This is a genomic window from Microbispora sp. NPDC004025 (genome assembly GCF_053604425.1).
This window is the reverse complement of sequence record NZ_JBSGHN010000001.1, coordinates 223,809-250,242: the sequence shown is the minus strand read 5'-3', so window position 1 is coordinate 250,242 and position 26,434 is coordinate 223,809. Positions and strand designations below refer to the sequence as shown.

General features: G+C 71.7%; 21 protein-coding genes. 6 read left to right on the top strand and 15 right to left on the bottom strand.

All coding sequences use genetic code 11. From position 1 onward, the window contains the following. Positions 1-180: 180 nt before the first annotated feature. Positions 181-4,209: a ThuA domain-containing protein gene (locus ACWEQG_RS01080; protein WP_452280618.1), complete on the bottom strand. Its 4,029-nt coding sequence runs from the start codon at positions 4,207-4,209 to the stop codon at positions 181-183. Between the two features lie 902 nt (positions 4,210-5,111). On the opposite strand from ACWEQG_RS01080, the gene ACWEQG_RS01075 reads away from it, so the two are divergent. Together ACWEQG_RS01075 and ACWEQG_RS01070 are read left to right on the top strand one after the other, a co-directional pair. Continuing rightward, positions 5,112-6,338, top strand: a complete 1,227-nt coding sequence (locus ACWEQG_RS01075; protein WP_452280617.1) for a multicopper oxidase domain-containing protein — start codon at positions 5,112-5,114, stop codon at positions 6,336-6,338. A 196-nt stretch (positions 6,339-6,534) separates the two neighbouring features. Continuing rightward, a complete protein-coding gene (locus ACWEQG_RS01070) occupies positions 6,535-7,596 on the top strand; it encodes a multicopper oxidase domain-containing protein (RefSeq protein WP_452280616.1) in 1,062 nt (353 codons plus the stop codon). Positions 7,597-7,853: 257 nt separating this feature from the next. On the opposite strand, the gene ACWEQG_RS01065 is transcribed toward ACWEQG_RS01070, so the two are convergent. Beyond that, complete coding sequence (locus tag ACWEQG_RS01065; RefSeq protein WP_452280615.1) at positions 7,854-9,032, bottom strand: ROK family transcriptional regulator; 1,179 nt, start codon at positions 9,030-9,032, stop codon at positions 7,854-7,856. A gap of 231 nt (positions 9,033-9,263) precedes the next feature. On the opposite strand from ACWEQG_RS01065, the gene ACWEQG_RS01060 reads away from it, so the two are divergent. Genes ACWEQG_RS01060 through ACWEQG_RS01050 form a run of 3 tightly spaced genes read left to right on the top strand, consistent with a single transcriptional unit; the run spans position 9,264 to position 12,538 of the window. Further along, positions 9,264-11,204 (top strand): endonuclease/exonuclease/phosphatase family protein, encoded by a 1,941-nt coding sequence (locus ACWEQG_RS01060; RefSeq protein WP_452280614.1) that lies wholly within the window; start codon positions 9,264-9,266, stop codon positions 11,202-11,204. Between the two features lie 49 nt (positions 11,205-11,253). Then, positions 11,254-11,718: an RrF2 family transcriptional regulator gene (locus ACWEQG_RS01055; protein WP_079311982.1), complete on the top strand. Its 465-nt coding sequence runs from the start codon at positions 11,254-11,256 to the stop codon at positions 11,716-11,718. Between the two features lie 34 nt (positions 11,719-11,752). Continuing rightward, positions 11,753-12,538, top strand: a complete 786-nt coding sequence (locus ACWEQG_RS01050; RefSeq protein ID WP_452280613.1) for a DNA-formamidopyrimidine glycosylase family protein — start codon at positions 11,753-11,755, stop codon at positions 12,536-12,538. Between the two features lie 345 nt (positions 12,539-12,883). Here ACWEQG_RS01050 and ACWEQG_RS01045 read toward each other — a convergent pair whose 3' ends face one another. The 11 genes from ACWEQG_RS01045 to ACWEQG_RS00995 form a co-directional block, all read right to left on the bottom strand. Continuing rightward, positions 12,884-13,240: a helix-turn-helix domain-containing protein gene (locus tag ACWEQG_RS01045; RefSeq protein WP_139576123.1), complete on the bottom strand. Its 357-nt coding sequence runs from the start codon at positions 13,238-13,240 to the stop codon at positions 12,884-12,886. Positions 13,241-13,493: 253 nt separating this feature from the next. Further along, positions 13,494-13,988 (bottom strand): CinA family protein, encoded by a 495-nt coding sequence (locus ACWEQG_RS01040; protein ID WP_452280612.1) that lies wholly within the window; start codon positions 13,986-13,988, stop codon positions 13,494-13,496. Then, positions 13,985-14,812 (bottom strand): CDP-diacylglycerol--glycerol-3-phosphate 3-phosphatidyltransferase, encoded by an 828-nt coding sequence (gene pgsA, locus ACWEQG_RS01035; protein ID WP_452280611.1) that lies wholly within the window; start codon positions 14,810-14,812, stop codon positions 13,985-13,987. The genes ACWEQG_RS01040 and pgsA overlap by 4 nt, the downstream gene beginning before the upstream one ends. Then, a complete protein-coding gene (gene rimO / locus ACWEQG_RS01030) occupies positions 14,809-16,221 on the bottom strand; it encodes a 30S ribosomal protein S12 methylthiotransferase RimO (RefSeq protein WP_363467103.1) in 1,413 nt (470 codons plus the stop codon). The genes pgsA and rimO overlap by 4 nt, the downstream gene beginning before the upstream one ends. A gap of 30 nt (positions 16,222-16,251) precedes the next feature. Next, complete coding sequence (locus ACWEQG_RS01025) at positions 16,252-16,971, bottom strand: helix-turn-helix domain-containing protein (RefSeq protein WP_452280610.1); 720 nt, start codon at positions 16,969-16,971, stop codon at positions 16,252-16,254. Positions 16,972-17,105: 134 nt separating this feature from the next. Further along, complete coding sequence (locus ACWEQG_RS01020) at positions 17,106-17,249, bottom strand: hypothetical protein (protein WP_452280609.1); 144 nt, start codon at positions 17,247-17,249, stop codon at positions 17,106-17,108. A 49-nt stretch (positions 17,250-17,298) separates the two neighbouring features. After that, the gene (locus tag ACWEQG_RS01015) at positions 17,299-19,842 is read right to left on the bottom strand and encodes a DNA translocase FtsK (RefSeq protein ID WP_452280608.1); all 2,544 of its coding nucleotides are present in this window, start codon (positions 19,840-19,842) and stop codon (positions 17,299-17,301) included. Between the two features lie 57 nt (positions 19,843-19,899). After that, entirely contained in the window at positions 19,900-20,625 is a 726-nt protein-coding gene (locus ACWEQG_RS01010; RefSeq protein ID WP_452280607.1) for an alpha/beta fold hydrolase, read from the bottom strand. Between the two features lie 100 nt (positions 20,626-20,725). Continuing rightward, complete coding sequence (locus ACWEQG_RS01005) at positions 20,726-21,487, bottom strand: 4'-phosphopantetheinyl transferase family protein (RefSeq protein ID WP_452280606.1); 762 nt, start codon at positions 21,485-21,487, stop codon at positions 20,726-20,728. 24 nt (positions 21,488-21,511) lie between these two features. Beyond that, on the bottom strand, positions 21,512-21,775 hold the full coding sequence (locus ACWEQG_RS01000; RefSeq protein WP_169979814.1) for a hypothetical protein: 264 nt from the start codon (positions 21,773-21,775) through the stop codon (positions 21,512-21,514). Between the two features lie 411 nt (positions 21,776-22,186). Beyond that, complete coding sequence (locus ACWEQG_RS00995) at positions 22,187-23,803, bottom strand: acyl-CoA carboxylase subunit beta (RefSeq protein ID WP_363467089.1); 1,617 nt, start codon at positions 23,801-23,803, stop codon at positions 22,187-22,189. A 240-nt stretch (positions 23,804-24,043) separates the two neighbouring features. On the opposite strand from ACWEQG_RS00995, the gene ACWEQG_RS00990 reads away from it, so the two are divergent. Beyond that, positions 24,044-24,271, top strand: coding sequence for a hypothetical protein (locus ACWEQG_RS00990; protein ID WP_452280605.1), 228 nt, complete (start codon positions 24,044-24,046; stop codon positions 24,269-24,271). Between the two features lie 31 nt (positions 24,272-24,302). Here the strand turns inward: ACWEQG_RS00990 and ACWEQG_RS00985 are convergent, their stop codons facing one another. Then, positions 24,303-25,289 (bottom strand): hypothetical protein, encoded by a 987-nt coding sequence (locus ACWEQG_RS00985; RefSeq protein ID WP_452280604.1) that lies wholly within the window; start codon positions 25,287-25,289, stop codon positions 24,303-24,305. Positions 25,290-25,350: 61 nt separating this feature from the next. Beyond that, positions 25,351-26,424, bottom strand: coding sequence for a hypothetical protein (locus ACWEQG_RS00980; RefSeq protein WP_452280603.1), 1,074 nt, complete (start codon positions 26,422-26,424; stop codon positions 25,351-25,353). Positions 26,425-26,434 lie beyond the last annotated feature (10 nt).

The window sequence follows — 26,434 nt, the reverse complement described above, 5'->3', positions numbered from 1 at the left end:
GCGCCCTCCGTGATTTTCCTACCAGTAACGATGCAATCCGCATCTGAGGTCGCACCTCGCAAAACGTGTGTCGGCGGCCGAGAGGCTTCGGTCCACCTGAGGGGATGGGGCGGGGTGCCGGGCGGAGGAGTCCCCCGCCCGGCTTCCGGCGTTACCGGACTAGATCGTGTCAGACTCTCCCTAGAGCTCCCGCACCCGGATGTTGCGGAACTCCGCGAGGTCGGTGTCGCTGTGGTTCTGCAGCCCGATGAACCCGCTGATGAACTGGCGCAAGCTCGTGTCCGGGTCGCCGGCGCGCGACGACTTCTTGCCCGGGGTGTTGTCGAACTCGTTGATCACGACGCCGTTGCGGATGATCGTGTAGTGCTGCCCGACCACCCGGACCTCGTAGTCGTTCCACTGGCCCTTCGGGGTCGCCCCCGCCTTGTCGAGGGTGTTCGACTGGAAGTTGTAGATCGAGCCCGTCTTCTGCGACTCGCCCGCCTCGCCGTCGTAGATCTGGATCTCGTGGCCGCAGTAGACCGCGACCCAGGCCTCCGACGTGCGGGCCGACCCGACCGTGCCGCAGCTCCCGGTCGGACGCCGGTCAAGCGGGGTCCGCAGGTCGGGGAACCGGACGAACACGCCGGTGTTGGCCCGAGCCGTGCCGGGTGCGACGTCACGGAACTGGAGCCTCACCGAGAAGTCGGCGTACGCCTTCTTCGAGTACCACAGCATGCCCATCCCCCCGGAGGTGCGGAGGGTGCCGTCCGGCTGCAGGTTGAACCGGCCGGTCGGTGCCTGGCTCCAACCCTGCAGGGACGCGGGCGTCCCGTCGAAGATGGTCTCGTAGCCGTTCACCTTGCCGATGTCGGACTTCGCCCCCGCATCGCTGAGCGCGGTGGCCTCCTTGCCGTCGATGACGCCGGCCTTGCTGAGCTCGTTCACCATGTCGGTGAGGTGGCTGACGAACTCGGCGTGGTTCGGCCACGTGCGCTCGTCGTCGATCAGGTCGTTGATCGTGCAGCCGCCGTCGACGACGCGGTTGGCCACGCCGGTGTCGGTGTCCAGCAGCCGGACCGTCGGCCGGGCGTCGGGCGCCGGGCAGGCGATGTCGACGGCGACCTCGCCGGTCGCCACCTCGCCGTTGGCGTAGGTGACCTTCAGCTTGGCCTTGTAGGTGCCGAAGTTCGCGTACGTGTGCGTCGGGTCGGCCTCGGTCGACGGCTCGCTGCCGTCGCCGAAGTCCCACTCCCACTTCACGCCGCCGGCCCGGGTGCTGGAGAACACCACGGTCTTCGGCGCGCTCTGCCGCTCCGGCCGCGCCGTCGCCAGGCTCGGGTTCGGCGTCGCCGGACCACCCTGGTAGGAGATGCGGATCAGCTTCTGGTTCCGGTCGAGGCTGAAGAAGCCACCGGCGTAGTCCAGCATGTACAGCGCGCCGTCCGGGCCGAACTTGGCGTCCATCCACGACTGGAGCTGCGTGTTGCCGCCGCCGGGCTGGATGATGGCGCGCAGGTCCTCGGCGAAGACCGGCGGCTTGGCGTCCTTGACGCCCTTCGGGTCGACGGTGACCGCGATCCGGTTGTTCCCGTTGGACTCGTCACCGATGAACCACTTGTTGTCCCAGTACGCCGGCCACGCGACACCGCTGTCGGTGTCGACCTCGTCGCGGTGGTAGGTCGGGCCGGGCATGACCGCCTGGCCGCCGCCGGTGAGGTAGGGCTGGGTGAGGGTCTCGTCGCCCAGCTTGTAGGTAGGCAGGCCGCTGCCGTCGGTCCGCTTCGGGTAGACCGGGCCGCCGCCCTGCGGCGAGTACCAGATCATGTTGTCGCGCGCCGCCGGGATGTCGACCAGGCCGGTGTTGCGCGGCGAGGTGTTCTTCAGGCCGTCGCAGTCGTACCAGCCCGCCGGCTGGCTGGCATCGGTGTTGCTGCGGTCGCGGTAGGGCTGCTTGTTGCCCATGCAGTACGGCCAGCCCTGGTTGCCCGCGGACGTGATGATCGTCGCGGTCTCGTACTTCGCCGGGCCCCAGGTCTCACTCGGGGCGCCCGCGTCCGGACCGACCCAGCCGGTGGTGAGCCAGTCGTTCTTCTTGTCCCAGGCGAGTCGCGTGACGTTGCGGACACCCATCACGTAGATCTCCGGGCGGGCCTTGCCGCCGCCCTCTTCCTTCCCGGTGAACAGGTTGCCCTCCGGGATGGTGTACGTCCCGTCGGCCTCCGGGTGGATACGGATGATCTTGCCGTTCAGGTCGTTGGTGTTGCCGGCGGTGCGCCGGGCGTCCTGGAACGAGGTGCCCTTGTAGTCCTGGGTCCAGTTGTTCCCGGAGTATCCGCTCGATCCACCCGAGGAGTTGCTGTCACCGGAGGCGACGTACAGGTTGCCGTCCTCGTCGAAGGTCATGCCGCCGCCCGCGTGACAGCAGCTGTGGATCTGCGTGTCCCACTGCAGCAGGTCCTTGCGGGTCTTCTGGTCGATCGTCTGGGCGGCGAAGTCGTAGGTGAACCGGGAGATGGTCCGCTTGCCGATCCGCTTGTCCCTGTCGATCGACTCGTGCGGCATCCAGTAGACGTACAGCCAGCCGTTGTCCTGGAACTTGGGGTCGGGCGTGATGCCGAGGAGACCCTCCTCGTTCTTCACCAGCTCGTCGCCGCTGCCGCGGTTGCCCATCACGTCGAGGGTGGTGAGGAGCTTGACCTGCTTGGTCTTGGGGTCCCACTGGTGGATCGTGCCACAGCCGAGGCCGACCTTCGGGTTGTTCCAGTCGGCGATCGGGCCGCTGGGGCAGGCCGCCTTGCCGACATAGAAGACCTTGCCGTCAGGGGCGACGGTGAGGCCGTGCGGCTCGCCGATCTGGTCGAGCTGGCCCGACTGGTTCTGCGCGGTCAGCCGCTCGGTCTTGTAGTTCGCCGCGATGGTCGCCTGACAGTCGCCGCGGACCAGACCGGCCGCCCACTTGATCGCGCCACCGAGGTGGCTCTGGAACTGCTCGTCCTCGGTGTAGCTCTCCTCGGTGCCGCCCATGCCGGTGTAGAACGACCGGCCGCCGTCGTAGTCGCGGCACCACGAGATCGGGTGGAACGCGCCGTTGCCGTTCAGGCCCGCCTTGTAGGTCCACTCCTCGACCTGCGCGACCGTGTGGACCTTGCCCAGCGGGTTCGGGCTCCAGTTCATCCACCTGTCGGACCGCGTCGCGTTGAACGGCAGGCCCTTGTTCGCCGGGTGCTGGCGGTCGGTGAAGTCCACCGTGGCCTTCTGCACCTGGCTGTCCGGCGGGGGCCCGGCGTCGGGTCCGAACAACCGCAGCTCGGCCAGCTGGACGAGTGGCTCACCGCTGTTCGCGGTGACGTTCAGGCGGTAGTACGCGTACGCGGTGGTGTTCTCGAACTTGTATTCCTTGGTCTGGAACCGCTGCGGGAACGTCTGACCGCTCCGCTTGTCCAGGTCCGTCCAGCTCTTCCCGTCCTGGGAGCCCTGCAGGGTCCAATCCTTCGGGTCACGGCCGGGGAAGTCGTTGGCCGAGGTCAGCGCGTAGTGCGCGATCGCCTTCGGCTGCTCCAGCTTCGCCGATACCCAGCCGGTCGGGTTGAACGTCAGCCACTTGCTGTTGTTGTTCCCGTCGAACAGCTTCTCTTTGCTCTCGTTCGGCGGGTTGTCACCGTTCGCCGCGATCTCCACGACCTTCTCGGCGGGCGGCAGACTGCCGGCGGGGCGGCTGCCGACCAGCTCCGTGAACCAGGCCGAGTCCGCCTGCGCGCGAACGGCGTCGTGGACGCCGACGAACCCGCCGCCGTCCCTGATGAAGGTCTGGAACGCGGCCTCCTGCGCGGCGTTCAGCGTCACACCCTTGGCCGACAGGAACACCACGCCGCGGTAACGCGCGAGGTTGCCGGAGGTGAAGACGGCCGGGTCCTCGGACACCTCGACGGAGAAGCCGTTGTCCTTGCCCAGCTCCTTGACGGCCTCCGCGGCCTTGTCGACCGGATCGTCCTGTTGCTTGGCCGGACCGTGAAACACCAGAACGGCGACCGACTTGTCGGCGTCCTGCTGAGAAGGGGTGGGGTCGGCCTGCGCCTGCAGGGCGGGGAACGCCAGGGCGGATGCGGTCTGCGCCTGCGCGGCGGGGACCGTCGCCAGTCCCAGCGTCAGGACGGCGGTGGACGCCGTGATCAGTGCACGGCGCCAGGCTGGTGGTCGAGGGTGTACGAGCAGGTCTCTGCGACCCATCGTTCGCTCCTTCGGGTTGGGGGGTTGGATCAGCACCTTGCGGAGGTCGCTCGGTCGACCGCGGCGGCGACCGGGCACGCGGATGCCGGAGGTCACGGGGTTTCACCGATCCCCTTCTCCTCTCGCTTGCCAATCGGCCCCGACCGGGAGTTCGGGGGAAGCCGCGCGATCACCGCGACGCCCGCAGGCCGTGCGGCATCGCCGTTCGTCGCACTGCCGCGGGTGTCACCGCGGGTGTCGTCACGCTGCCTGTGGGTGAGCGCCGCGGAGCCGTCGCGGACGCCCGGCTGATCGCGCGCAGCGGTCGTCGGCCGCCCCGTCGGACGGCGACCGAGACGAGGGTTCGTCTTGCCGGGTTCAGGGTGGGGAGACGTCATGCCGACGACACCCGGCGGCGGTGCCGCCGGGGCGTGTTCCGGCATGTGTGAGCCGCAGGCCCGCCAGAGCGAATGGGGGCGAGCCGTGCAGGGCGGATGTCGGCCGTGGGGGGTGTCGCCGAAGCACCGCTGAGCCTTTCGGGAGAGTCTCGGAGGGGTTGCGTGGGCGGGACTGGTGATGCTCAGGACGCTGTGGAATGCGCTGATTCGGTTGCGTCAAATTGGTGGTTTGTGCTCAACGTAGCAGCCTCACCGCACTTCTTCCAGTCCCGTGGCAAAGTTCTCTTGTCAACAACGTTAGTTCTTGACTTCTTGATAGAACTATCGCCTACTTCAATCAAAAGCTTTAGGCTTCGGCGTCGAAAGCCTTCGCTGGCTGGCTCCAACGGTCGATCCCAGCCGGGTCGCTCCCCCTAGGCGGGCCGGCATCGAGACGTAACGCCGTTGCGACCGGCCCGCCAGGGCCTGGATCATGAGCACTCACCGCCTCACGGCTGCGAGGCGTCACGACCGGATTGGGGAACCATGACCGAGGTAGGTAGGGGTACGACGCGAGGCCTGTTCTCCCGGCGCGCCTTCACCACGGCCGCGACGACCGTCGCGATCGCACCGCTGGTCGGGACGAGCCAGGCCAACGCGGCATTGGGCGACAAGGTCACGGGCGAGCCTGAGAAAGGCGACGTCCGCCGCATGACCCTTTATGTGGAGAAGCTTCCGGGCAACGAGTTGGGCTACGGCCTGGAGCCCGGGAAGGCGACCATCCCCGGGCCGCTCATCGAGATGATCGAGGGTGAGACCCTCGAGATCGAGCTGGTCAACAACACGGACGTGACCGCCAGCCTGCACGTGCACGGCGTCGACTACGAGACGAGCAGCGACGGCACGCGGATGAACGACAGCGTGGTGGAGCCGGGAGGGCGGCGCACCTACGTCTGGCGCACCCATGCCCAGATCGACCGCCCGGACGGCACCTTCCTGCCCGGCAGCGCGGGCTACTGGCACTACCACGACCACGTCGTGGGCACCGACCACGGCACCGGCGGCATCCTGCGCGGACTCTACGGGCCGCTGGTGGTACGCCGGACGGGCGACGTGCTGCCCGACAAGACCTTCACCGTCGTCTTCAACGACATGAAGACCAACAACCTCACGCAGGCGCCCGACTTCACCGCCGACCTCGGCGAGCGCGTGGAGTTCATCGTGATCACCCACGGGAACTTCTTCCACACGTTCCACATCCACGGACACCGCTGGGCCGACAACCGCACCGGATTCCTGGAGGACCCGGAGGACGAGAGCCGGATCATCGACACCAAGACCACCGGACCCGCCGAGTCGTTCGGCTTCCAGGTGATCGCCGGCGAGCGCGTCGGCCCCGGGAAGTGGATGTACCACTGCCACGTGCAGAGCTACTCCGACATGGGGATGTCCGGCGTGTTCACGGTGACCGACGCGCGTAAGCAGGTCCCGTTGACCGTCACCGCCTCGTCCCGCTGCGTGGGCACGTCGGCGTACGTGGCGGTGACGGCGGTCAACGACTCCGGCGTGCCGGCCACGATCACGCTGACCACTCCGTACGGTTCCAAGACGGTGGCCGACGTGGCCCCGGGCAAGCAGGCCTACCAGTCCTTCAACACCCGGACCGGCCGTATCGACGCCGGCACGGTGACCGTGAAGGGGACCGCCACGATCGACGGCAAGCAGGTCACCTCGACCTACGAGACCGCCTACACCGCGATCAGCTGCAGCTGATCCGGCGTTCGACAGTCCCCTTCCACCTGAGCGAATTCCTCCGGACCGGCATACCGAAGCTTCGCAGGCCGGTCTCGAGATCCCGACACCACGCCGTGCCGCCGATTCGCCGCCGGCATCACGGACCCCCCTCAGCTCGCCGCACCCAGGCGAGCACCGTCACCGATTGGGAACCATGACCGAGAAAAGCACTGACGTGACGCGACGCCTGTTCTCCCGGCGCGCCTTCACCACCACCGCCACCGCCGCGGCGGCCGCCGCCACGATCGCGCCGTTCGTCTTGGCGACTCAGGTCGACGCGGCGTCGGCGGGCAAGACCACGGACAAGACCACGGACAAGACCGCGGGCAAGACGGCGGGCGAGCCGGGCGACGTCCGCCGCATCACCCTCTACGCCGAGAAGCTGCCGGACGGTCAGCTGGCTTACGGCCTGGAGCCCGGGAAGGCGACCATCCCCGGGCCGCTCATCGAGATGATCGAGGGTGAGACCCTCGAGATCGAGCTGGTCAACAACACGGACGTGACCGCCAGCCTGCACGTGCACGGCGTCGACTACGAGACGAGCAGCGACGGCACGCGGATGAACGACAGCGTCGTGCAGCCGGGAGGGCGGCGCACCTACGTCTGGCGCACCCATGCCCAGATCGACCGCCCGGACGGCACGATCGAGCCCGGCAGCGCGGGCTACTGGCACTACCACGACCACGTCGTGGGCACCGACCACGGCACCGGCGGCATCCTGCGCGGACTCTACGGGCCGCTGGTGGTACGCCGGACGGGCGACGTGCTGCCCGACAAGACCTTCACCGTCGTCTTCAACGACGTGAAGACCAACAACCTCACGCAGGCGCCCGACTTCACCGCCAAGCTCGGCGAGCGCGTGGAGTTCGTCGTGATCACCCACGGGAACTTCTTCCACACGTTCCACATCCACGGACACCGCTGGGCCGACAACCGCACCGGCCTGCTGCAGGGCCCGAAGGACCACAGCCGGATCATCGACACCAAGACCACCGGACCCGCCGAGTCGTTCGGCTTCCAGGTGATCGCCGGCGAGCGCGTCGGCCCCGGCATGTGGATGTACCACTGCCACGTGCAGAGCCACTCCGACATGGGGATGGCCGGGATGTTCTACGTGACCGACGCGGACGGAAACGTGCCCGGCCACCACATGGACGACATGCCGGGCCACTCGACGAGCGGCACCTCGGGCGACTCCACGGGCGACATGCCGGGCCACTCCACGCACGGCATGTGACGGCGACGCCGTCGTACGTCCGAGCGCCGCGCTGCGCGCCGGTCCTGGGCCGGTGCGATGCCCGAGGCTGCCTTGGTCACCGCGCTCCTCCCGCCCGTGAGCCGGGCGGCGGAGGCGACCGGGTAGCCGTCGGGCACCAGGTCGCCGCCACGGAGGGACTCCGCCGGTAGGCGGAGTCATCGACATCGCCTTCGCGGGCGACGGGACACGCGGGTCACGAGCTTTGCGATCGCAAGGCTCCGACGGGAGGACACTCCCTATGCCGTGAAGATCTCCTCGCGGGCCTGGTCGAGCGCGGCGAGCACGGCGCCGCGCAGCACCGGATTGCCCTCCACCCCGCTCGTGACGACCTGCGGCGGGACGGGGCAGATGCGCGCGACCGCGTCCTCCACCCGGGCGGTCAGCGCCACCCCGCCGGCCCGGCAGACCTCCCCGGCGAGCACCACGAGGCCGGGGTCGAGCACCACGCACACCGACGCCACGCCGAGGGCGAGCCTGGAGGCGACCTCGTCGAGCAGCGCCTCGCCCGGGGCCCCGGCCGCGACGGCCGCGGTCACGCAGTCGGCGGCGGTGTCCCCGGCGAAGCCGTGCTGACGGGCCAGCTCGGTGACGGCCTCGGAGCTGACCAGCGACTGCAGGCCGCCCCCGAGCGACGGCAGGCGCCCGGGAACCGCCCTGACGTCGTCGGCGAGCGGCACCCCGGGCACCGGGAGGTAGCCGATCTCCCCGGCGCTGCCCGAGCGGCCGCGGTGCAGCCGCCCGCCCAGCACGACGGCGAGGCCGATGCCCCGGCCCACCCACACGAGCACGAAGTCGTCCGCCTCCCGGGCGGCGCCCTTCGCGCGTTCGGCGATCGCGGCGAGGTTGACGTCGTTCTCGATCGTGACGTCCCGGCGCAGGTCGCGCGCGAGCGCCTCGTGGATGCCCTCGTGCCACTGCGGCAGGTCGAAGGAGAACCGCACGTCCCCGGTGCGGGGGTCCACGACGCCGGGCGTGCCGATCACGACGCCACGCAGCCGCGACAGCGCCACCTTCGCGCTCCTGCAGGCTTTCACCACAGCCGTGTGCACGAGCGACACCGGGTCGTCCTGCCCCTCGGGGGAGGCCGTCACCTCGGCCACCACGTCGCCGTGGATGTCGGCGATCGCCGCCGACACCCGGTCGGGGCCCACGTCGAGCCCGGCGACGTACGCGCAGGAGGCGATCACGCCGTACAACGCGGCGTTGGGACCCCGGTTGCCCGCCTGCTCCCCCACGACCTCCACCAGGCCGCGCTCCTCCAGACGCGCCAGCGTCTGGGACGCGGTGACCTTGGACAGGCCGGTGAGCTCGCCGATCTGGCCGCGCGTCAGGGGACCCGAGGCGAGCAGCAGTTCGAGGGCGGCCCGGTCGTTGATCTCCCGGAGCAGCCGGGGCACGCCAGGACGTCGCTCCATGCTCCTGCTTCCCATCGTCTGAGTCTCCGGCTCGCCGTCGTGCGCCTGCCCACGCCCCGCCGGTTCGCTCGGCCCCCGGTGGCGCTTCGACCATGTGCGCCCGTGAATGAACAACAAGGTTTCCAGCAAGCTTAGCGAGCCGAAGAGCGCGGGGAACGCCCCAGGTCGAACGTATTGGTAACGCTCCCATTGTTCATGAGGATGCCTCATATGAGGCTCGGAGGGAGCGCCATGACCGAGACGGCCCCGCAGACACACGCCGCACCGCGCCGCGGACTGCCCGATCCCCGGTGGGCGCCGGTCATGCTCGTGACCGGCGTCGTGCTGCTGTTCGACGTGGTGCGGGTGTTCCTGCCGTCCCTCATCACCCTGTACGGCAGGGCGGGCGAGACCGCCCCCGCGAGCATGGGGGCGTACGCCGCGCTGTGGTTCGTCCTGCCGTTCGCCGCCGTCCCCGCGGCGCGGCTCGCCTCGCCCCGGCTGGTCAGGACGGCGGGCGCGGTGGCGCTCGCCGCGGCCCGGCTCGGCCTGCAGGCCGCCGACGGGGGGATGCCCCAGCTGCTGCTCGCCTCCGCCGGGGTCACGGCGGGCCTGATCTTCCTCTACGGCTGCGCGCGGACGACGGCGGGCACGTGGGTGCCCGCGGGCCTGACCGGCGGCCTGGCCGGCGCCTCGATCGTCCATCTGGCCCTCGACCGGATGGACCTCGTCTGGCGGCACGGGCCGCTGCCCTGGCTCGCCGTCGCCGCGCTCTGCGTCGCCTTCCTGTGGTCCGTACGGCTCTCGCCCACATCGCCCACCCCCGCACCGGCGGCCGTGTGGTTCGCCTTCGGCCCGATGCTCCTGCTCGCGGGCATGTACTGCGGCGGCCCGGCCATGCTGGCGCAGAACCCCTCGCAGCACAGCGCGCCCCTGGCCGCCCTGGCGGTCGCCCTACAGGTGGTGGCCCTGTGCGTGGCGGTCCTGCACGCCTGGACGGCGCCGTGGGGCTGGACGGCGTGGGACTGGACGGCGGGGCTCTTCCTGGTGTCCGGAGTGGCGGCCGCGGAGATCGGCGTGCAGAGCATTCCGGCCCTCGTGGTGGCGGTCGCCCTGGGCACCTGCGCCGGCGCCGCCGGGCGGCACACGGCCACCGGCGCGGAGAGCGCGGGCGGACGCGAGGGTGTCGCGGTGCTGGGCGGGATGCTCGTGTTCCTGGTCGCGGCGTTCCTCTACTACGCGGCCTTCGACACCGATCTCGGGTTCCCCAACGCGCTGGTCCCGGTGACGGTGGCCGTCCTCGTCACCGCCGTCGCCTTCCGGGGCGGCCGGGGGCACCGGTCCGTCCCCGTACGGCGGGCGCCGCGCCGCTGGGTCGCCGTGTCCGCGGCCCTGCTGACCAGCCTGCTCACCGGCCTGCTCGCCTGGCAGCCGCTCCCCGCCGAACGGCCGATCGGCGGGAACGAGTTCACGCTCGTGGCGTACAACATCCGGATGGGCTTCGGGCTTAGCGGGCGGCTCGACCTCGACCACATCGCCGCCTGGGCCGCGACGCGGCACCCCGACGTGGTGCTGCTCAGCGAGGTGGACCGGGGCTGGCTGCTGAACGGCGGGCACGACGACCTGGCGCGGATCGCCCGCGGCCTCGGCATGCGCTACTACTTCGCCCCCGCCGCGGACCGCCTCTGGGGCGACGCGCTGCTCACGAACCTCCCGGTCGCCTGGATCGGCTCGACCCGGCTGGGCCGGCACGGGTACCCGACCGGCGCCCAGGCTCAGTCGATCGTGCTGAAGGTCGGCGGCCACGAGGTGGGCATCGTGAACACTCACCTGCAGGAGCCGCGCGGGCAGGCGCCCGAGGTGGCCGGGATCGCCAGGCAACTCGCCGCGAGCATCATCGCGATCGGCACCGGTGTGGCCCCTCCGCGGCCGGTGATCGTGGCGGGAGACCTCAACACGACGCCGTCCGACCCCCAGATGCGCGTGCTGGAGGAGGCGGGCCTGTCCGACCCGCTGCGGGCCTTCGGCGACCCGCCGACCTCGCCCGCCGAGGCTCCCGTGCGGCGCATCGACCACGTCCTGATCTCCGCGGGGATCACGGCGGTGGCCGCGGACGCGCCGCGCGTGCCGTTCTCCGACCACCTCCCCGTCGTCGTACGGCTACGCCTGGATCGGGCCCGGCCGGGGCCCTGATGGAGGGCGGACGTCCTACCGAGGTCAACCAGGCGGGATAATCGACTACATGCGACTTTCTGCCCGTGTCGACTACGCCCTCCGCGCCGCCGCCGAACTCGCCGCCGCGGGTGAGGGACCCACCACGGTGGGCGAGCTGGCCAAGGAGCAGGAGATGCCCCCCAAATACCTGGAGAACATCCTGCTGCAGATGCGGCGCGCCGGGCTGGTGCGCGGTCAGCGGGGCCCAGAGGGGGGCTATGTCCTGGCACGGCCGGCCAGTCAGATCTCGCTCGCCGACGTCATCCGCGCGGTGGACGGACCACTGGCCAACGTGCGGGGCGAGCGGCCCGAGCACGTCGGCTACCAGGGCGCCGCGCAGGCGCTGCAGCAGGTGTGGATCGCGCTGCGCGCGAGCGAGCGGGCCATCCTCGAGGAGGTCACCCTGGAGCAGATCGCCAAGGGCGAGCTGCCGCCGCGGGTGACCGAACTGGCCGCCGACCCGGCGGCGTGGGACTCGCACATGCCCGTGTGAGCCGCCCGTCCCCGATCCTCACGGGAGGAGAGCCGTGCCGGAGGGTGACGCCGTCTACCGGACCGCCAAGCGGCTCAGGCAGGCCCTCGACGGCCGGAGGCTGACCCGCAGCGACTTCCGGGTGCCCCGGTACGCCACCGCCGACCTGCGCGGCCGGACCGTGATGACGACGATCTCGCGCGGCAAGCACCTCCTGACCCGGGTGGAAGGCGGGCTCACCGTCCACACCCACCTGCGCATGGAGGGAAGCTGGCGGGTGGGCCCGGCGGGCCGCCCGGCCCCCAGGGGCGACGTGGTCCGGCTGATCCTCGCCAACACCGAGTGGCAGGCGGTCGGCACGCGGCTGGGAATGGTCGATCTCGTGCCCACCGACCGCGAGGAGCGGGTCGTGGGGCACCTCGGCCCGGACCTGCTCGGTCCGGACTGGGACGCGACCCTGGCCGTACGGAACCTGCTGCGTGCCCCGGAGCGGACGATCGGGGAGGCACTGCTCGACCAGCGCGACCTGGCGGGCATCGGGACGATCTGGCGGGCCGAGACGCTGTACGCCGCGCGGGTGTCGCCGTGGCGTCCGGTCGGGTCGATCCCGCCGGACGAACTGGAGGCGCTGGTCTCGATCGCCCACCGGCTGATGGACGCGAGCAAGGACGCGCCGCTCCCGGTCACGACGGGCGATCCGCGCCCGGGGCGGTCGCTGCTCGTGTACGGCAGGGCGCGCCGCCCCTGCCGCCGCTGCGGCGCACCGATCGGCCGCGGGGAGATGGGACCTCAGCCGTCCGAGCGGCTGATCTACTGGTGCCCCGCCTGCCAGCGGGACTGACCGGCCCACGGGCGCGAACCTGAACACCGCGAACCGTGGACACCGGGAAACGCGAACATCGGGACCGTGAGCACCGGGAAACGCGAACGTATGAACCGCGAGCCGGGACCCCCAGCAGGGAGACATCGGATCGGGCGGACGCGGCCAGTGGAAACACCGCGATGGAGAACGGGAAAAGGGCCTGCGGGGGCCAGGCACCCGCCCGTGGGATCGGGACAGGCACCCGGGTCCGGCACGATCCGGACTGCGAGCGCGGGCCACGCCTGGCGAGCAGCCGACCTGGGCGGATCGGCCAGGCGAAGTCGCGGGGACGCCTCGCCGGGCGGCGGGGCGGTAACACGCCGCCTAGGCGGCGACCATGTCCTTGACCTCGGGGAAGCCCTCGAACTCCGGCCCCGCGGGCACGGTCTCGGGGATGGGCAGGCGCTCGTGCTCGGGCACTTCCGCAAGCACGGGGGCGGCCTGCAGTTCGGCCAGCGCGAACTGGTCGGACACCTCACGCAACACCTGGGACAGCGGGACCCCGAGCGCGCCGCAGATCGAGGCGAGCAACTCGGAGGAGGCCTCCTTCTGACCGCGCTCGACCTCGGACAGATAGCCGAGTGAGACACGCGCCAACGTGGAGACCTCGCGAAGGGTGCGATTCTGCCGCACCCTCAGCCGCCGCAGCACGTCACCGAGCAGCTGACGCAGCAGGATCATCTGTCGCTCCCTCCCCAGGGGGGGCGCCTTCACGACGCCTCGCGCGGTGGGCTCATGCCGCCCCTTCTTCATCTGCCCTTCGTACATACGCCTCGCCGTCATCATCGGTTCGCTCGGCCCCTTCGCCGGGCGTGCGCCTGTCTTGCTCCTCGCCGATGGCTCACGGACCTCACTCACAGCTCCACCGTACCTGTAGAGGGCGACACCGCGGCAGACCGAGGCGAGCATGTTCGCTGGGGACGTAACGCGGTAATCACCCTGAATGTTCCCCCGAATTTGCCTTCAGCACACCTTCCAGCAGCTTCAACGCCTCCTGACACGTGGTGTTTCTGATCGATTCCCTGTCCCCGGTCAGGCGCAGGTCGCGGTGCCAGACGCGCTCGCCCGGTCCCGACAGCGCGATGTGGACCGTGCCGACCGGTTTGCCGTCCTGCGGGTCGGGGCCCGCGACCCCGGTCACCGCCAGGCCGTAGTCGGCGTCTGTGAGTTTCCGCACTCCGGCGGCCATGGCCGCGGCCACGGCGGGATGCACCGCCCCCTCCCTGCCGAGGAGGTCGGAGGGGACGTCGAGAAGGCTCGCCTTCAACTCCGTGGCGTAGGCGATCACCCCGCCCCGGAACGCGGCCGAGGCTCCCATCGGGCCGGTCATCGTGGCCCCGATCAGGCCGCCCGTGAGCGACTCGGCCACGGCGGCGGTCACGCCCTGCCGGACCAGCAGGGACAGCACTTCGCTCGCCAGGCCCATCATGAGGTTCGCGCGCTCCTCGCCACCTGCCGCAGCCGCACCGCCCGCACGACGTAGTCGGCTCCGGTCCCCACCGTGACCAGCAGGGCGAGGCCCATCACCGCCCACCTGACCAGGTCGGGCACGACCGGCACGATGTAGAGGGCGATGGCCACGATCTGCAACACGGTCTTCACCTTGCCCCCGTAACTGGCCGGGATAACCCCGTGCCTGATCACGAGGAAGCGCAGCAGCGTCACCCCCGCCTCGCGGGCGATGATCACCAGGGTGACCCACCACGGGATCTCGCCGAGGTACGAGAGGCTGAGCAGCGCGGCGCCGATGAGCGCCTTGTCCGCGATCGGGTCGGCGATCTTCCCGAAGTCCGTGATCAGCGCGTACTTCCTGGCGAGCCAGCCGTCGAGCTGGTCGGTGAGCGACGCGAGCAGGAAGACGCCGAGGGCCGCCAGGCGCCAGGCCTCCCCCTCGACGAACAGGAAGACGGTGAAGACGGGGACGATCGCCAGCCGGGCGATGGTCAGGGCGTTCGCGATGTTCCAGGTGCTGACGCGGCGCGCCGGGGCCTCTCCGGCGACGCCCGCGGACGGCGGCTCCGGCGCGGTGCGGCCGTCGGCCCCCGTGCCGCCCGCCTGCTCCCCCGCGACCGCCGACCGGCCGGCGGAGCCGGCGTCAGGCTCCTTCGGAAGGCCGGACCCCGCCTGCGGAGCGGGCGCCGGGGTCGCCACCGGCGCGGCGGCGGGCACGGCGGCGACCGGCGGCGCCACGGGCTCAGGTGTCACCTCTCCCGGGCCCGCCACGTCCACCGGCGGCTCACCGCGCTCGGTCATGTGCCTGCCTTGATCCGGGCGATGAGGTCGACCCCCTCGGAGTCGACGGCGACCGCCTGGACGATCTGACCGGGGACCAGGCCGATGCCCTGGACCGTGACCGCCCCGTCCACCTCGGGCCCCTGGTGCGCCGCACGGCCCTCGTAGCCGCCGTCGCCGAGGTCCTCCTCGATCAGGACCCGCAGCTCGGTGCCGATGCGCTCCTCGGCCCTCTGGGCGGTCAGCTCCTCTGCGAGCTCGGTCAGCGTCGCGACCCGCTCGTCGACCACGTCCTGGTCGAGCTTGCCCTCGAAGCCGTACGCCTCGGTGCCCTCCTCGTCGGAGTAGCCGAAGACGCCGATGACGTCCAGCCTGGCCTCCTCGAGGAAGCTCACCAGCTCGTCGAACTCCTCCTGCGTCTCGCCGGGGAACCCCACGATGAAGTTGGACCTGATGCCCGCCTCGGGCGCGCGGTCGCGGATCTGCGCGAGCAGGTCGAGGAACCTCTTGGGGTCGCCGAAGCGCCGCATCCGCCGCAGCACGGTGCCGCTCGCGTGCTGGAAGGACAGGTCGAAGTAGGGCGCGATCCCCTCGGTGGAGGCGATCACGTCGAGCAGCCCGGGCCGCAGCTCGGCGGGCTGCAGGTAGCTGACGCGGACCCGCTCGATGCCCTCGGTCGCGGCCAGCGGGGGCAGCAGCTTCTCCAGGGCGCGCAGATCGCCCAGGTCCTTGCCGTACGACGTGGAGTTCTCGCTGACCAGCACGAGCTCCTTGACGCCCTGTCCGGCCAGCCAGGCGGCCTCGGCCAGCAGGTCCTCCGGTCTGCGGGAGACGTACGAGCCGCGGAAGGCCGGGATCGCGCAGAACGTGCAGCGCCGGTCGCAGCCCGACGCGAGCTTGAGGGAGGCGACCGGGCCGCCGGTGAGCCGCTTGCGCAGCGTGCGCGGGCCGCTGGCGGGGGCCACGCCCGCGGGGAGCGCGTCGTCCTGGCCGTGGCCGGGGATGTGCGCCCGGGCGGCCGAGCGCTCCACCGGCGTGATCGGCAGGAGCGTGCGGCGGTCCCGGGGCGAGTGCGGGACCAGCGGCCTGCCCGCGAGCACGTCGTCGAGACGCTCCCCGATCTCCGCGTAGTCGTCGAAGGAGATCACGGTCGCCTCGGGCAGGGCGTCGGCGAGCTGCGCGCCGTATCGCTCGGCCATGCAGCCCGCCGCCACCACCTTCGCGCCCGAGTCGGCCGCGGCGAGCAGGGTGTCGATCGAGTCCTTCTTCGCCGAATCGATGAAGCCGCACGTGTTGACGACGACGACGTCGGGATCGTCGTCGCCGGTGTGCCAGCCGGCGGCCTCCAGGCGCGCGGCCAGCTCCTCGGAGTCGACCTCGTTGCGGGCGCAGCCCAGCGTGATCAGCGATACGGTTCGGCGAGAAGACATGATGCGAACTACGGTATCGGCAGTCGGCGATTAACGGGGACTCGGGCCGCCCGCCTCGAAGGTGCGGCGGATCGTCTGGCCGTCCCTGCCCGGCGTTCCCAGGTCCCTTCCGTCGACCTCCAGACGTACCGCCCCCGCGTCGCCGATGACCATCCGCACCTTGTCCTTGGCCGAGTAGGTCGTGGTCTTCCCCTCGGGCAGCGTCCCCCGGAAGATCTCCTTGCCCTTGGCGTCCTTCACGTCGAGGTAGGCCGGCTTGCGCGCGGTGACCTTCACGACTACGCGGCCGGGCCCGAAGGCCTCCTCGAGGGTCTTCCTGCCGTGGCCCTTCTCCTGCCGCTCGTGCGCGTGCGGTGCGGTCACCGGAAGCTGGGCGGCCGTCGGGCCCGCCTTCTCGCCGGAGCCTCCGAGCATCCGCGCGACGACGACGACCACGACGATGGCCAGGGCGACCGCGGCGGCCTTCGTCCAGCCGGGGGCCCTGCGGGCCCGCTCGCCCACGTCGCCCCGGAACACGGCCGACGCCCTGACCGGCGACGCGCCGTCGGCGTTCTCCTGCTCGTACTGCCGCAGGACCTCGTCCGGGTCCAGGCCGAGATCGGAGGCGATGGTCCGGATGTGCCCGCGCGCGTAGAAGTCACCCACCGAGAAGTCGTCCCGCTCGAAGCGTTCGATGACGGTCTCGCGGATCCGCGTGCGCTCGCCGAGCTGACGCACGGTCAGCCCGGCGCGCTCACGGGCTTCGGCCAAAACAGCACCTACGCTCATCGTTCCGCCCCCCTGTCTCCAAGCGCACCGTCGTCCAGCTCGCCCCACGATGCGTAGTTAGTCACATTCAATCAGTAACTGACTACGGAGGGTACCCATGGGGGGACTCCGAGCAACTACCCTGTCACCTCCATAGCGGTTTCAGGGGCAGGACGGGACACGACGATCTCCAGCCGGGAGATCCGCCGCGCGGCGTCGAGGTCGAAGCGATAGTCGAGGTCCACGGGACTGCCCGGGAACGTGCCCTCGAGCCTGCACATCACGACCGTACGGCCGGCGGGCGGATCGGCCTGACGGCGGGCGGCGGCTTTACGACTCCCCGCGCAGCTCGGCGAGCAGGCCGGGCAGCTCGTCGGGCTTGACCAGCACCTCCCTGGCCTTGGATCCCTCGCTCGGGCCGACCACGTTGCGGCTCTCCAGCAGGTCCATCAGGCGGCCGGCCTTGGCGAAGCCGACCCTCAGCTTGCGCTGGAGCATGGAGGTTGAGCCGAACTGGGTCGACACGATCAGCTCGGCCGCCTGGACCAGCAGGTCGAGGTCGTCGCCGATCTCCTCGTCGATCTCCCGCTTCGCGGCGGCGGGTGCGGCGACGTCCTCCCGGTACTCGGCCTGCATCTGGGCCTTGCAGTGGGTGACGACCTCCGCGATCTCCTTCTCGGAGATGAAGGCGTTCTGCAGCCGCATCGGCTTGCTCGCGCCCATCGGCAGGAACAGCGCGTCGCCCTGCCCGACGAGCTTCTCGGCTCCGGGCTGGTCGAGGATGACCCGCGAGTCGGCGAGCGAGGAGGTCGCGAACGCCAGCCGCGAGGGCACGTTCGCCTTGATCAGGCCGGTGACGACGTCCACGGACGGCCGCTGGGTGGCGATGACCAGGTGGATGCCGGCGGCCCGGGCGAGCTGGGTGATGCGGACGATCGAGTCCTCCACGTCGCGCGGCGCGACCATCATCAGGTCGGCCAGCTCGTCCACGATCACCAGCAGGTAGGGGTACGGCTGGTAGACGCGCTCGCTGCCCGGCGGCGGCACCAGCTTGCCCGCGCGCACGGCCTTGTTGAAGTCGTCGACGTGCCGGAAGCCGCTGGCCGCGAGGTCGTCGTACCGCCGGTCCATCTCGCCCACCACCCATTCGAGGGCCTCGGCGGCCTTCTTCGGGTTGGTGATGATGGGCGTGATGAGGTGCGGGATGCCCTCGTACGCGCTGAGCTCCACCCGCTTGGGGTCGACCAGCACCATGCGGACCTCGTCGGGCGTGGCCCGCAGCAGGATCGAGGAGATCAGCCCGTTGATGCACGTCGACTTGCCCGCGCCGGTGGCGCCCGCGATGAGGATGTGCGGCATCTTGGCCAGGTTGGCCACGATGGTGCGGCCCTCGACGTCCTTGCCCAGCCCGACGATCATCGGGTGGTGGTCGGCCTGGGCCACCTGCGAGCGCAGCACGTCGCCGAGCGACACGAGGTCCTTGTCGACGTTGGGGATCTCCACGCCGATCGCCGACTTGCCGGGAATCGGGGACAGGATCCGCACGTCCGCGGACTTGACGGCGTAGGCGATGTTCTTGGTGAGCGCGGTGACCTTCTCGACCTTGACGGCCGGGCCCAGCTCGATCTCGTACCGGGTCACCGTCGGGCCCCGGGTGAAACCGACGACCTGCGCGTCGATGGAGAACTGCTCCAGCACGCTGGTCAGCGCGTTCACGACCGTCCGGTTGGCCTTGGTCTCCTGCTTGGGGGCGCTGCCCGGCCGCAGCATCGCGAGGTCCGGCAGCGTGTAGGGCCCCTCCTGGCTGGACAGGACGAGCTGCTCCACCTTGCGCGGCGCGGGCGTCGGCAGCGGAGGCTGCGGCGCCGGCTTGGGGAGCCGCAGCTCCGGCTCGGTCGGCTCGGCCGACTCCGTGACCTCGTCCACCAGGCCCGGGACGATCTCCGGCGCGTGGTCCTTCTCCGACAGCACGGGCGTGTCGTACGGCTTGACGCCGTCGCCGCCCTCGGCGGCGTCGCGCCCGCCGCCCTGCTGCTTGCGCGTGCGCTTCCTGGCCGGCGCCGGGCTCTTGCGGGGCTCCCCGGTCTCCTCCGGCCGCTGGAAGAGCATGTGCTGGATCTCGGCGAGGCGCTCGGGGATCCGGTGGACCGGTGTCGCGGTGATCACCAGCAGGCCGAAGCCGGACAGCATCAGCAGCAGCGGGATCGTGATGAACGCCGGCAGGATGCTCGACGGCGGAGCCGACACGATGAAACCGATCATGCCGCCCGCCGCCGACACGTTGTCCATGCCGTCCTCGGGCCCGCCCGAGGGGTACGGCGTGCCGTGGGCGACGTGCACGATTCCGAGGATCCCGGCCAGCAGCGCGGTCCAGCCGATGCCCATCCTGCCGGTCTCGGCGTTCTGGTCGGGGTGGCGCAGCAGCCGCCAGGCGAGCAGCGCGAGCAGCACGGGCACCCCCCAGGCGAGCGCCCCCACCGTCCCGCGCGCCACGGCGTCGACGAACGCGGCGAAACCCGTCTTGGTGTCCCGCCAGGTCAGAGCGGCGAGCACGATGGCGCCCGCGAGCACCGACAGGCCCTGCCCGTCGCGGCGGTGCACGGGATCGAGGTCGCGGGCGCCCTGACCGAGCCCCCGCGCCGCCTTGCCCACGCCGTTCGCCACCAGCATCCACATGCTGATGAAGATCTTGCCGATGACGAGGAAGAACCAGCTGACCGGGTCCTGGCCGGTGGCTACCGGCCGCTTGGGCGCGGGCCGGGGCGCGGCCCTGCCTCGGGAACCCGCCGGGGATCGCTTCGGGGAAGCCGTACGGGATCCGGAGCGCGACGCGGGGCGCTTGCCGGACCCCTGTCCGGACGTACGGGTGGCCATGATGCCGAAGTTACCCCGGATGCGCGCGATTACCGGGGCGGCGCGCCGGGCCGCCCCCTACTCGGCGCGCCCGGCGATCCGGTGCAGGAGCAGGGCGAGCCGCCCGGGCGCCGAGATCATCGGCCAGTGTCCGGTCGGGAGCGTGTGGAAGCGCCAGTTCGGGGCGGCGCGCAGGGCGTCGACGTCGGCGGCGACGCGGCCGTCGAAGTGTTCCATCGAGCAGACGACGTACGTGGCGCGCTGCTGCGTCAGGGGGCGGGTCAGGACGGCGGGCTCCGCGATGGTGCGGCCGGGATGGCCGACGAGGCGCTCGGCCAGCCACCGCGCCTGCCTGCGGGACAGGCCCTGCCCCTCGCCGACGACGGCGGCGTCGGGCGCGGGCCAGCGGCCGCCGTTGTCCTCGATGAGCCGCAGCTCCGCGGCGTGCTGGCGCTCGGGGAACGCGTGCAGCATCGACTTGCCGTCGTGCGGCAGGAACGCCTCGACGAACACGGTGTGCGCCACCCGGTCGGCCGCGCGGTCGGCGACCTGGCCGGCCACGATGCCGGAGTAGCTGTGCGCCACGAGGACGACGTCGCGCAGGTCCTCCTCCTCCAGCAGCGACAGCACGGTGCCGACGTGCGTCTCCAGTCCGACGCCCGCGACGTCCCCGTCGGGGTCGGCCAGGCCGGGGAGCGTGATCGCACGGGCGGCATGGCCGTAGCCGCGCAGGCGCCGTGCCACCGGCCCCCATGCCCAGGCCCCCATCCAGGGGCCGGGGATCAAGATGAAGCCCTTGTTCACGAGAATCAGCCTTCTTCTGGTCGGCCCGGTGCGGATTCACGCGGCGAGGTCGTCTTCACCCGCCATTGAGCGGCCTCGCACCGGGCGTCGTCAACGCCGCTCACGCGGCCTGGGGTGCCGTCGCGAAGCCGTCGCCCCGGCGCAGGAGCGCGGCGTCCGCCTCGCGGACCGTGATGCCGTGGTCGCCGCCGAGCACCGCGACGACGGCGACGTACCCGGGGCCGGGGTCGAGCGGGTGGATCCGCACCGCGGCGGGCGGCACGTCCAGCGGCCAGCTCAGCAGCGCGGGGCTCTCCCCCGGGCCGGTCACCTCGACCCGGTCCGGGGAGATCCGCAGTCCGTGCCCGGTGGCCTTGAGCGCGGCCTCCTTGCGCACCCAGATCCGGGCGAAGCCTTCGTACCGCGCGTGCTCGGGGAGCGCCACGAGGGCCCGGCGCTCGGTCTCGGTCAGCGCGCAGCGCGCGAGGTCGTCCACCGGCGTCGCGGGCACCGCCTCCACGTCGACGCCCAGCGGCCCCACGGCCGTCAGCGCCACCGCGACCCGGTCGCCCGAATGGGAGATGGAGACGTGCAGGGTCTCCCCCTCCGTCAGGACGCGGGGCTTGCCGTGGTACCTGTCGCAGTCGGGGCACGAACGGTCCACCACCACGTCCGCCGGACGGACGCCCAGCCGCTCGGCCGCGGCCTCCCGCAGCAGGTGCGCCCCGGTCAGGAAGCGGCGGCGGTCGGGCTCGCGGCGGAAGCGGGCCGCACGGCGCAACTCGTTCGCGCTGAGATCCCGCACCAAGGTGTCGATGCTCTCCAGCCGCGGGTCCGCCCACCACACATGGCACTCACCCGCCGCCACAACCGAGGCGATCATCGGTTCGTCTCCTTCGTTAGCGTCCTACTGCCGGGGACCCTCCAGGGGACGGCAGGCGACCAGTTCGAGGTGGCTGACCTCGGGGCTGGTGAGGATTCTCGCCACCTCGGCGCGGACTCCTCCCGCCGTCGTCCCCTCCGCGCGGATTCTGATGACGATGTCGCCGGCGACCTGTTCGAGGTGCTTGTGCCAGCTCCCGGGAAGAAGCGCCAGCACCCGGATCCCGTCCACCGGTGAGCCCGGCGCCGCCTGCCCGTCCGTCCGGCGCATCGTCAGCTGAACCAGCATGGCCTCGGCTCCCTCTCCGGCCGCCGGCCTGGCGGCCTCGCGCGCCGCGGCTGCCGGGCCCCGCCCGCGGCTCCTCCGGGGAGGCGGGCGCACGCGGGGCGCCGCCTCCGTCCGCTGCCTGTTGTCGTCACACCTTCAATGTGCGGCTGTGGGGGGCGCGGAACCAGGGCTTGCCCAGGCAGCAAGCTGCAGGGGGGTTACCGCATCCTGCCAGCGGATGCGTCCGGGCACGCGAACGCCCGCCGCCGCCCGGACGGGCGGGGCGGGCGCGGGACAGGGGCGGGCGTGGGTTGAGGCGGGCGCGGGGGTGAGTCGGACTCGGGGATGGGGCAGTCTCGGGGATGGGGCCGGCCGGGGATGGGGGCGGGCGGTCGGCTGGGGCGGGCGCGGGGGATGGGTCGGCGCGGACGCTTACAGGGGCACGTTCCCGTGCTTGCGCTGCGCCCCCGGCTTGCGTTTGTCGCGCAGCATGGCGAGGCCGCGGGCGACCGCGGAGCGGGTCTGCACCGGGTCGATCACGTCGTCGACCAGGCCGCGCTCGGCGGCGTACTGCGGGTGGACCAGCTCACCGGCGTACCGGGCGAGCAGCTCGGCGCGCAGGCCCGCCGGGTCGGCCGCGGCGGCGAGCTCACGGCGGAAGACGACGTTGACCGCACCCTCGGCGCCCATCACCGCGATCTCGTTGGTCGGCCACGCCAGCGACAGGTCCGCGCCGATCGACCGGGAGTCCATCACGATGTAGGCCCCGCCGTACGCCTTGCGGAGGATGACCTGGATGCGGGGCACGGTCGCCTCGCAGTACGCGTAGAGCAGCTTGGCGCCGTGCCGGATGATGCCGGCGTACTCCTGGTCGGTGCCGGGCAGGAAGCCCGGCACGTCGACGAGGGTCACCAGCGGGATGTTGAAGGCGTCGCAGAACCGCACGAACCTGGCCGCCTTCTGCGCCGCGTCGGCGTCCAGCACGCCGGCGAGCACCAGCGGCTGGTTGCCGACCACTCCGACCACCGCGCCGTCGACGCGGGCGAGCGCGCAGATCACGTTGCGCGCCCAGCCCTCGTGCAGTTCGAGGAAGTCGCCGTCGTCGACCAGCTCCGCGATCACCTCGCGCATGTCGTACGGCTTGCTGGGCTCGACCGGGACGATCTCCGCCAGGCGCGGGCGCACGTCGCCGGACGCGCCGCACGGCGGCGCCGCGGGCGGCGGTTCGAGGTTGTTGCCCGGCAGCATCGAGAGGAGGTAGCGCACCTCCGCCAGGCAGGCCTCCTCGTCGTCGTGCACGAACGCCGCCACGCCCGAGCGGGTCCCGTGGACCTGGGCGCCGCCCAGCTCGGCGTGGGTGACCCGCTGGCCGGTCACCGCCTCGACGACGTCCGGGCCGGTCAGGTAGAGCTGCGAGGTGCCCTGCACCATGAAGGTGAAGTCGGCCAGCGCGGCGGAGTAGGCCGCGCCTCCGGCGCAGGGCCCGAGCACGACGCTGATCTGCGGGATCACGCCGGACGCCTGCACGTTGCGCCGGAAGATGCCGCCGTAGCCGTTGAGGGACATCACCCCCTCCTGGATCCGCGCGCCGCCGCTGTCGTTCAGGCCGATGAACGGCGAGCCGGTGGACATGGCGAGGTCCATCACCTTGTGGATCTTCTCGGCGTGCGCCTCCCCCAGGGAGCCGCCGAACACCGTGAAGTCCTGGGCGTAGACGAACACCCGCCGGCCGTGGACGGTGCCGGAGCCGGCGACGACGCCGTCGGTGTGCGGGCGCCGCCCGTCCATGCCCAGCCCCTGCGCCCGGTGCCGCCGGTAGATGTCGATCTCCACGAACGAGCCCTCGTCGAGCAGCAGGTCCAGCCGCTCGCGGGCGGTCCGCTTGCCGAGCGCGTGCTGCCGGGCCACGCCGTCGGGACGGCCGGCGACGGTCCGGGCGCGCAGCCGGGCCAGTTCCTCGCGCAGCACGCCCATCGAACGGGCCGGCCGCTCCGGGGGTGTCCGCGGCGGCAGATCCGCCGGTGCGACGTCGAGTTCCGAGATGCTCATAGCGCTCCTTCCCCCGCGGTGCGCGTTGTGTGCGCGCCGGCGTTCCGGGTCACGTGGCCTCAGTCAAAATCTCGCGGGCCCGCGCTGTCACCTCCTCATTTGCCATGCGACGCCGGGATGGCAGGAAGCGGTAACGCCGGTGCAGCTTGCTGCACGCCGTACGCATGGTTCCGGGTCCTGTGCCGACGCACAGTGGGTAGTGCGAGAACAACCCCTCCGGCAGCGAAAAGAGGCACTGAGATGAAGACCCTGGTCTCCTCCCCCACCGCTTCGTGGAGCACCCTCAAGTGGGCCATCGCCCTGGCGTCCGGCGCCCTCGCGTGCGGGCTCACGGCGGGCGTGGCCGGCATGGCGGGCACGGGAGGCGCCGGCGTCGCGGACGACCGGCCGCGGATCACCGTGCTCGCCGACGACAACGACGGGAACACCTGGGGCAGCCCGGTGCAGTACGGCAACACGTGGGGGTGAGCGCCGCGCCCCCACGTGGGCCGCGCCGAGCTCAGATCCAGTTCTCCTCCTTGGCCCGCAGGGCCGCCTGGAACCGGTTGACGGCGCCGAGCCTGGCCATGAGATCGGCCACATAGCGCCGGTAGGTCCGCACCGAGACGTCCAGCTCCCTGGCCGCGATCTCGTCCTTGTCCGCCGTGGCCATCACCGCGAGCACCCGCTGCTCCATCTCCGACAGCGCGGGCTCCACGGTCGTGGGCTCGATGATGTCGCGGAAGTCGGTGGCGGACTTCCACACCCCGTCGAAGTAGATGACGAGCTGGGAGACCAGCCCTGGCTCCCTGACCAGCAACGCGCCCTTCGCGCTCTCCTTGGGGTCGATGGGCACGACGGCGGCGCTGCGGTCGTAGATGAGCATGCGGTCCATCGGCTGATCGGTGACGCGCACCTCGGCGCCGAGGCTGACCAGCTCGCGCAGGTAGGACACCATGAACGGGTCGTCGAGCGCGGCCGGGTGGTAGACACCCTTGATCGCCAGGCCCCTCCGCAGCGAGCGGGTGTCCAGCGGCAGCGCCGATTCGATCATCACCCGGCTGAACGGGCCGCCCGGATGCAGGCAGAGCGTCTCCTTGTAGGAGAAGAAGGCAAGGTCATCGATGCGCTGGCGGACCCGCTCGACGCCTTCCACCCGTTCGATGTCGAGGACCGTCGCCGCGCGGTCGCCCTCGTGCTTGTCCTCCATGAAGACGGCGATCGCGTCGCGCGCCGCGAGGACCCGGCGGATCTCGGCGTTGAGCTCGTTGAGGCGCTTTTCCACCAGCCGCTCGATGCCGATCCGCGGCTCCGTCGCCACGACCCTGTGCCGGTCGGCGATGTCGAGCAGGGACAGCCGGCTGAGCGTCTCCACGGCGGCCTCGACGGTGTCCGCGGCGAGGCCCAGGGCCTCCGGCACCGAACCGACTCCCTCGCCCTTGCACCGGAGGAAATACCGGTAGATCTCGGCCGCCTCGGGTGAGATGCCGATCACGGACACGTCCACGGCTCACCTCCCGCGTCTTCGTGGTGCGATGTGCGCGGCGGGGTGTGCGTCGGGGCGGGAACTAGCGAACCGGACACGGCACCCCGATCCCCGGCCGCCGTCTCCGGTAGCAGGCGGCGCCCGGGCAGACCACCTTGACGGCCTCGCTGAACTCCCCCGCCTCGACGAGGATCGGCTCGTGCCCGAACCGCCGGTAGGCGACTCCCGCCCAGCCGGACGGGACGGGCCCGGCGGGCTCGTCGACGATCCCGGGATCGGCGTCGACGGCCGTGCGCTCCAGGTCCGCCGGGTGCCCGTCCTCGTGGCGCCACGCGGCGAGGCGGCCCGGCGCGCTCAGGTCCGGGACGGCCCGCTCCGGCTGGGCCGCGGCCGCGATCGCGAGCAGGAACGCCTCACGCACCGCCGCGCCGAGTGTGCGCCCGCAGGCGGCGGCCGTGGTCGTGGCCGCGCCGTGCACGCGCAGGAGCACGGTCCTGACCTCGCCGGCCGGCAGCACGTACGCCGAGACCGGCAGACCGAGCCCGGAGGCCGCATCCGCGACCCCGGGCGGCAGCAGTCCGCCGAGGTAGGGCGTGATCCGCAGCGGCGGGCGGCGGGACGCGGCCCGCCACCGGAGGACCGCGTCGTGGGCGAGCACGTCGGCGACGCCGGCGGGGGCGCAGTCGTCCACCACGCCGATCGCGGTGGGTTCGATCGGGCCGCCGTGCTCCCCCAGCCACACCACTTCGCCCGGCAGCCGGTAACCGGCGCCGGTGAGCAGTCCCCTGCCCGCGACGTGCGGGCCTCCGCTCCCTGTGCTGTGCGGCACGGTGCTGTGCGGCACGGTGGGGTGCGGCGCCGTGCCGTGCGGGGCGGTGGGGTGCGGCACGAAGTCGGACAGGCGCAGTGCCCTGCCGCCCCCGCCGGGCGTCGCCCCCGCTCCGGGTCCTTCACGCAGCAGGCCCAGGGCCCGGGCGCGGGCCCGTGCCCTGGACAGTGCCGCTTCGGCGGAGAAACCGGCGGCGACCACCGGAGGATCGGCCGCCGACGCCCGCGCGTACGCGAGGTGGACCGTGCCGTCCAGGCAGCCGGCCACCTCTCCCGCCGTCCCCGGCGTCTCCCCCGCCGTCCGGAAGCCCGCGGGTGTGGGCCTCATCGGTTCCTCC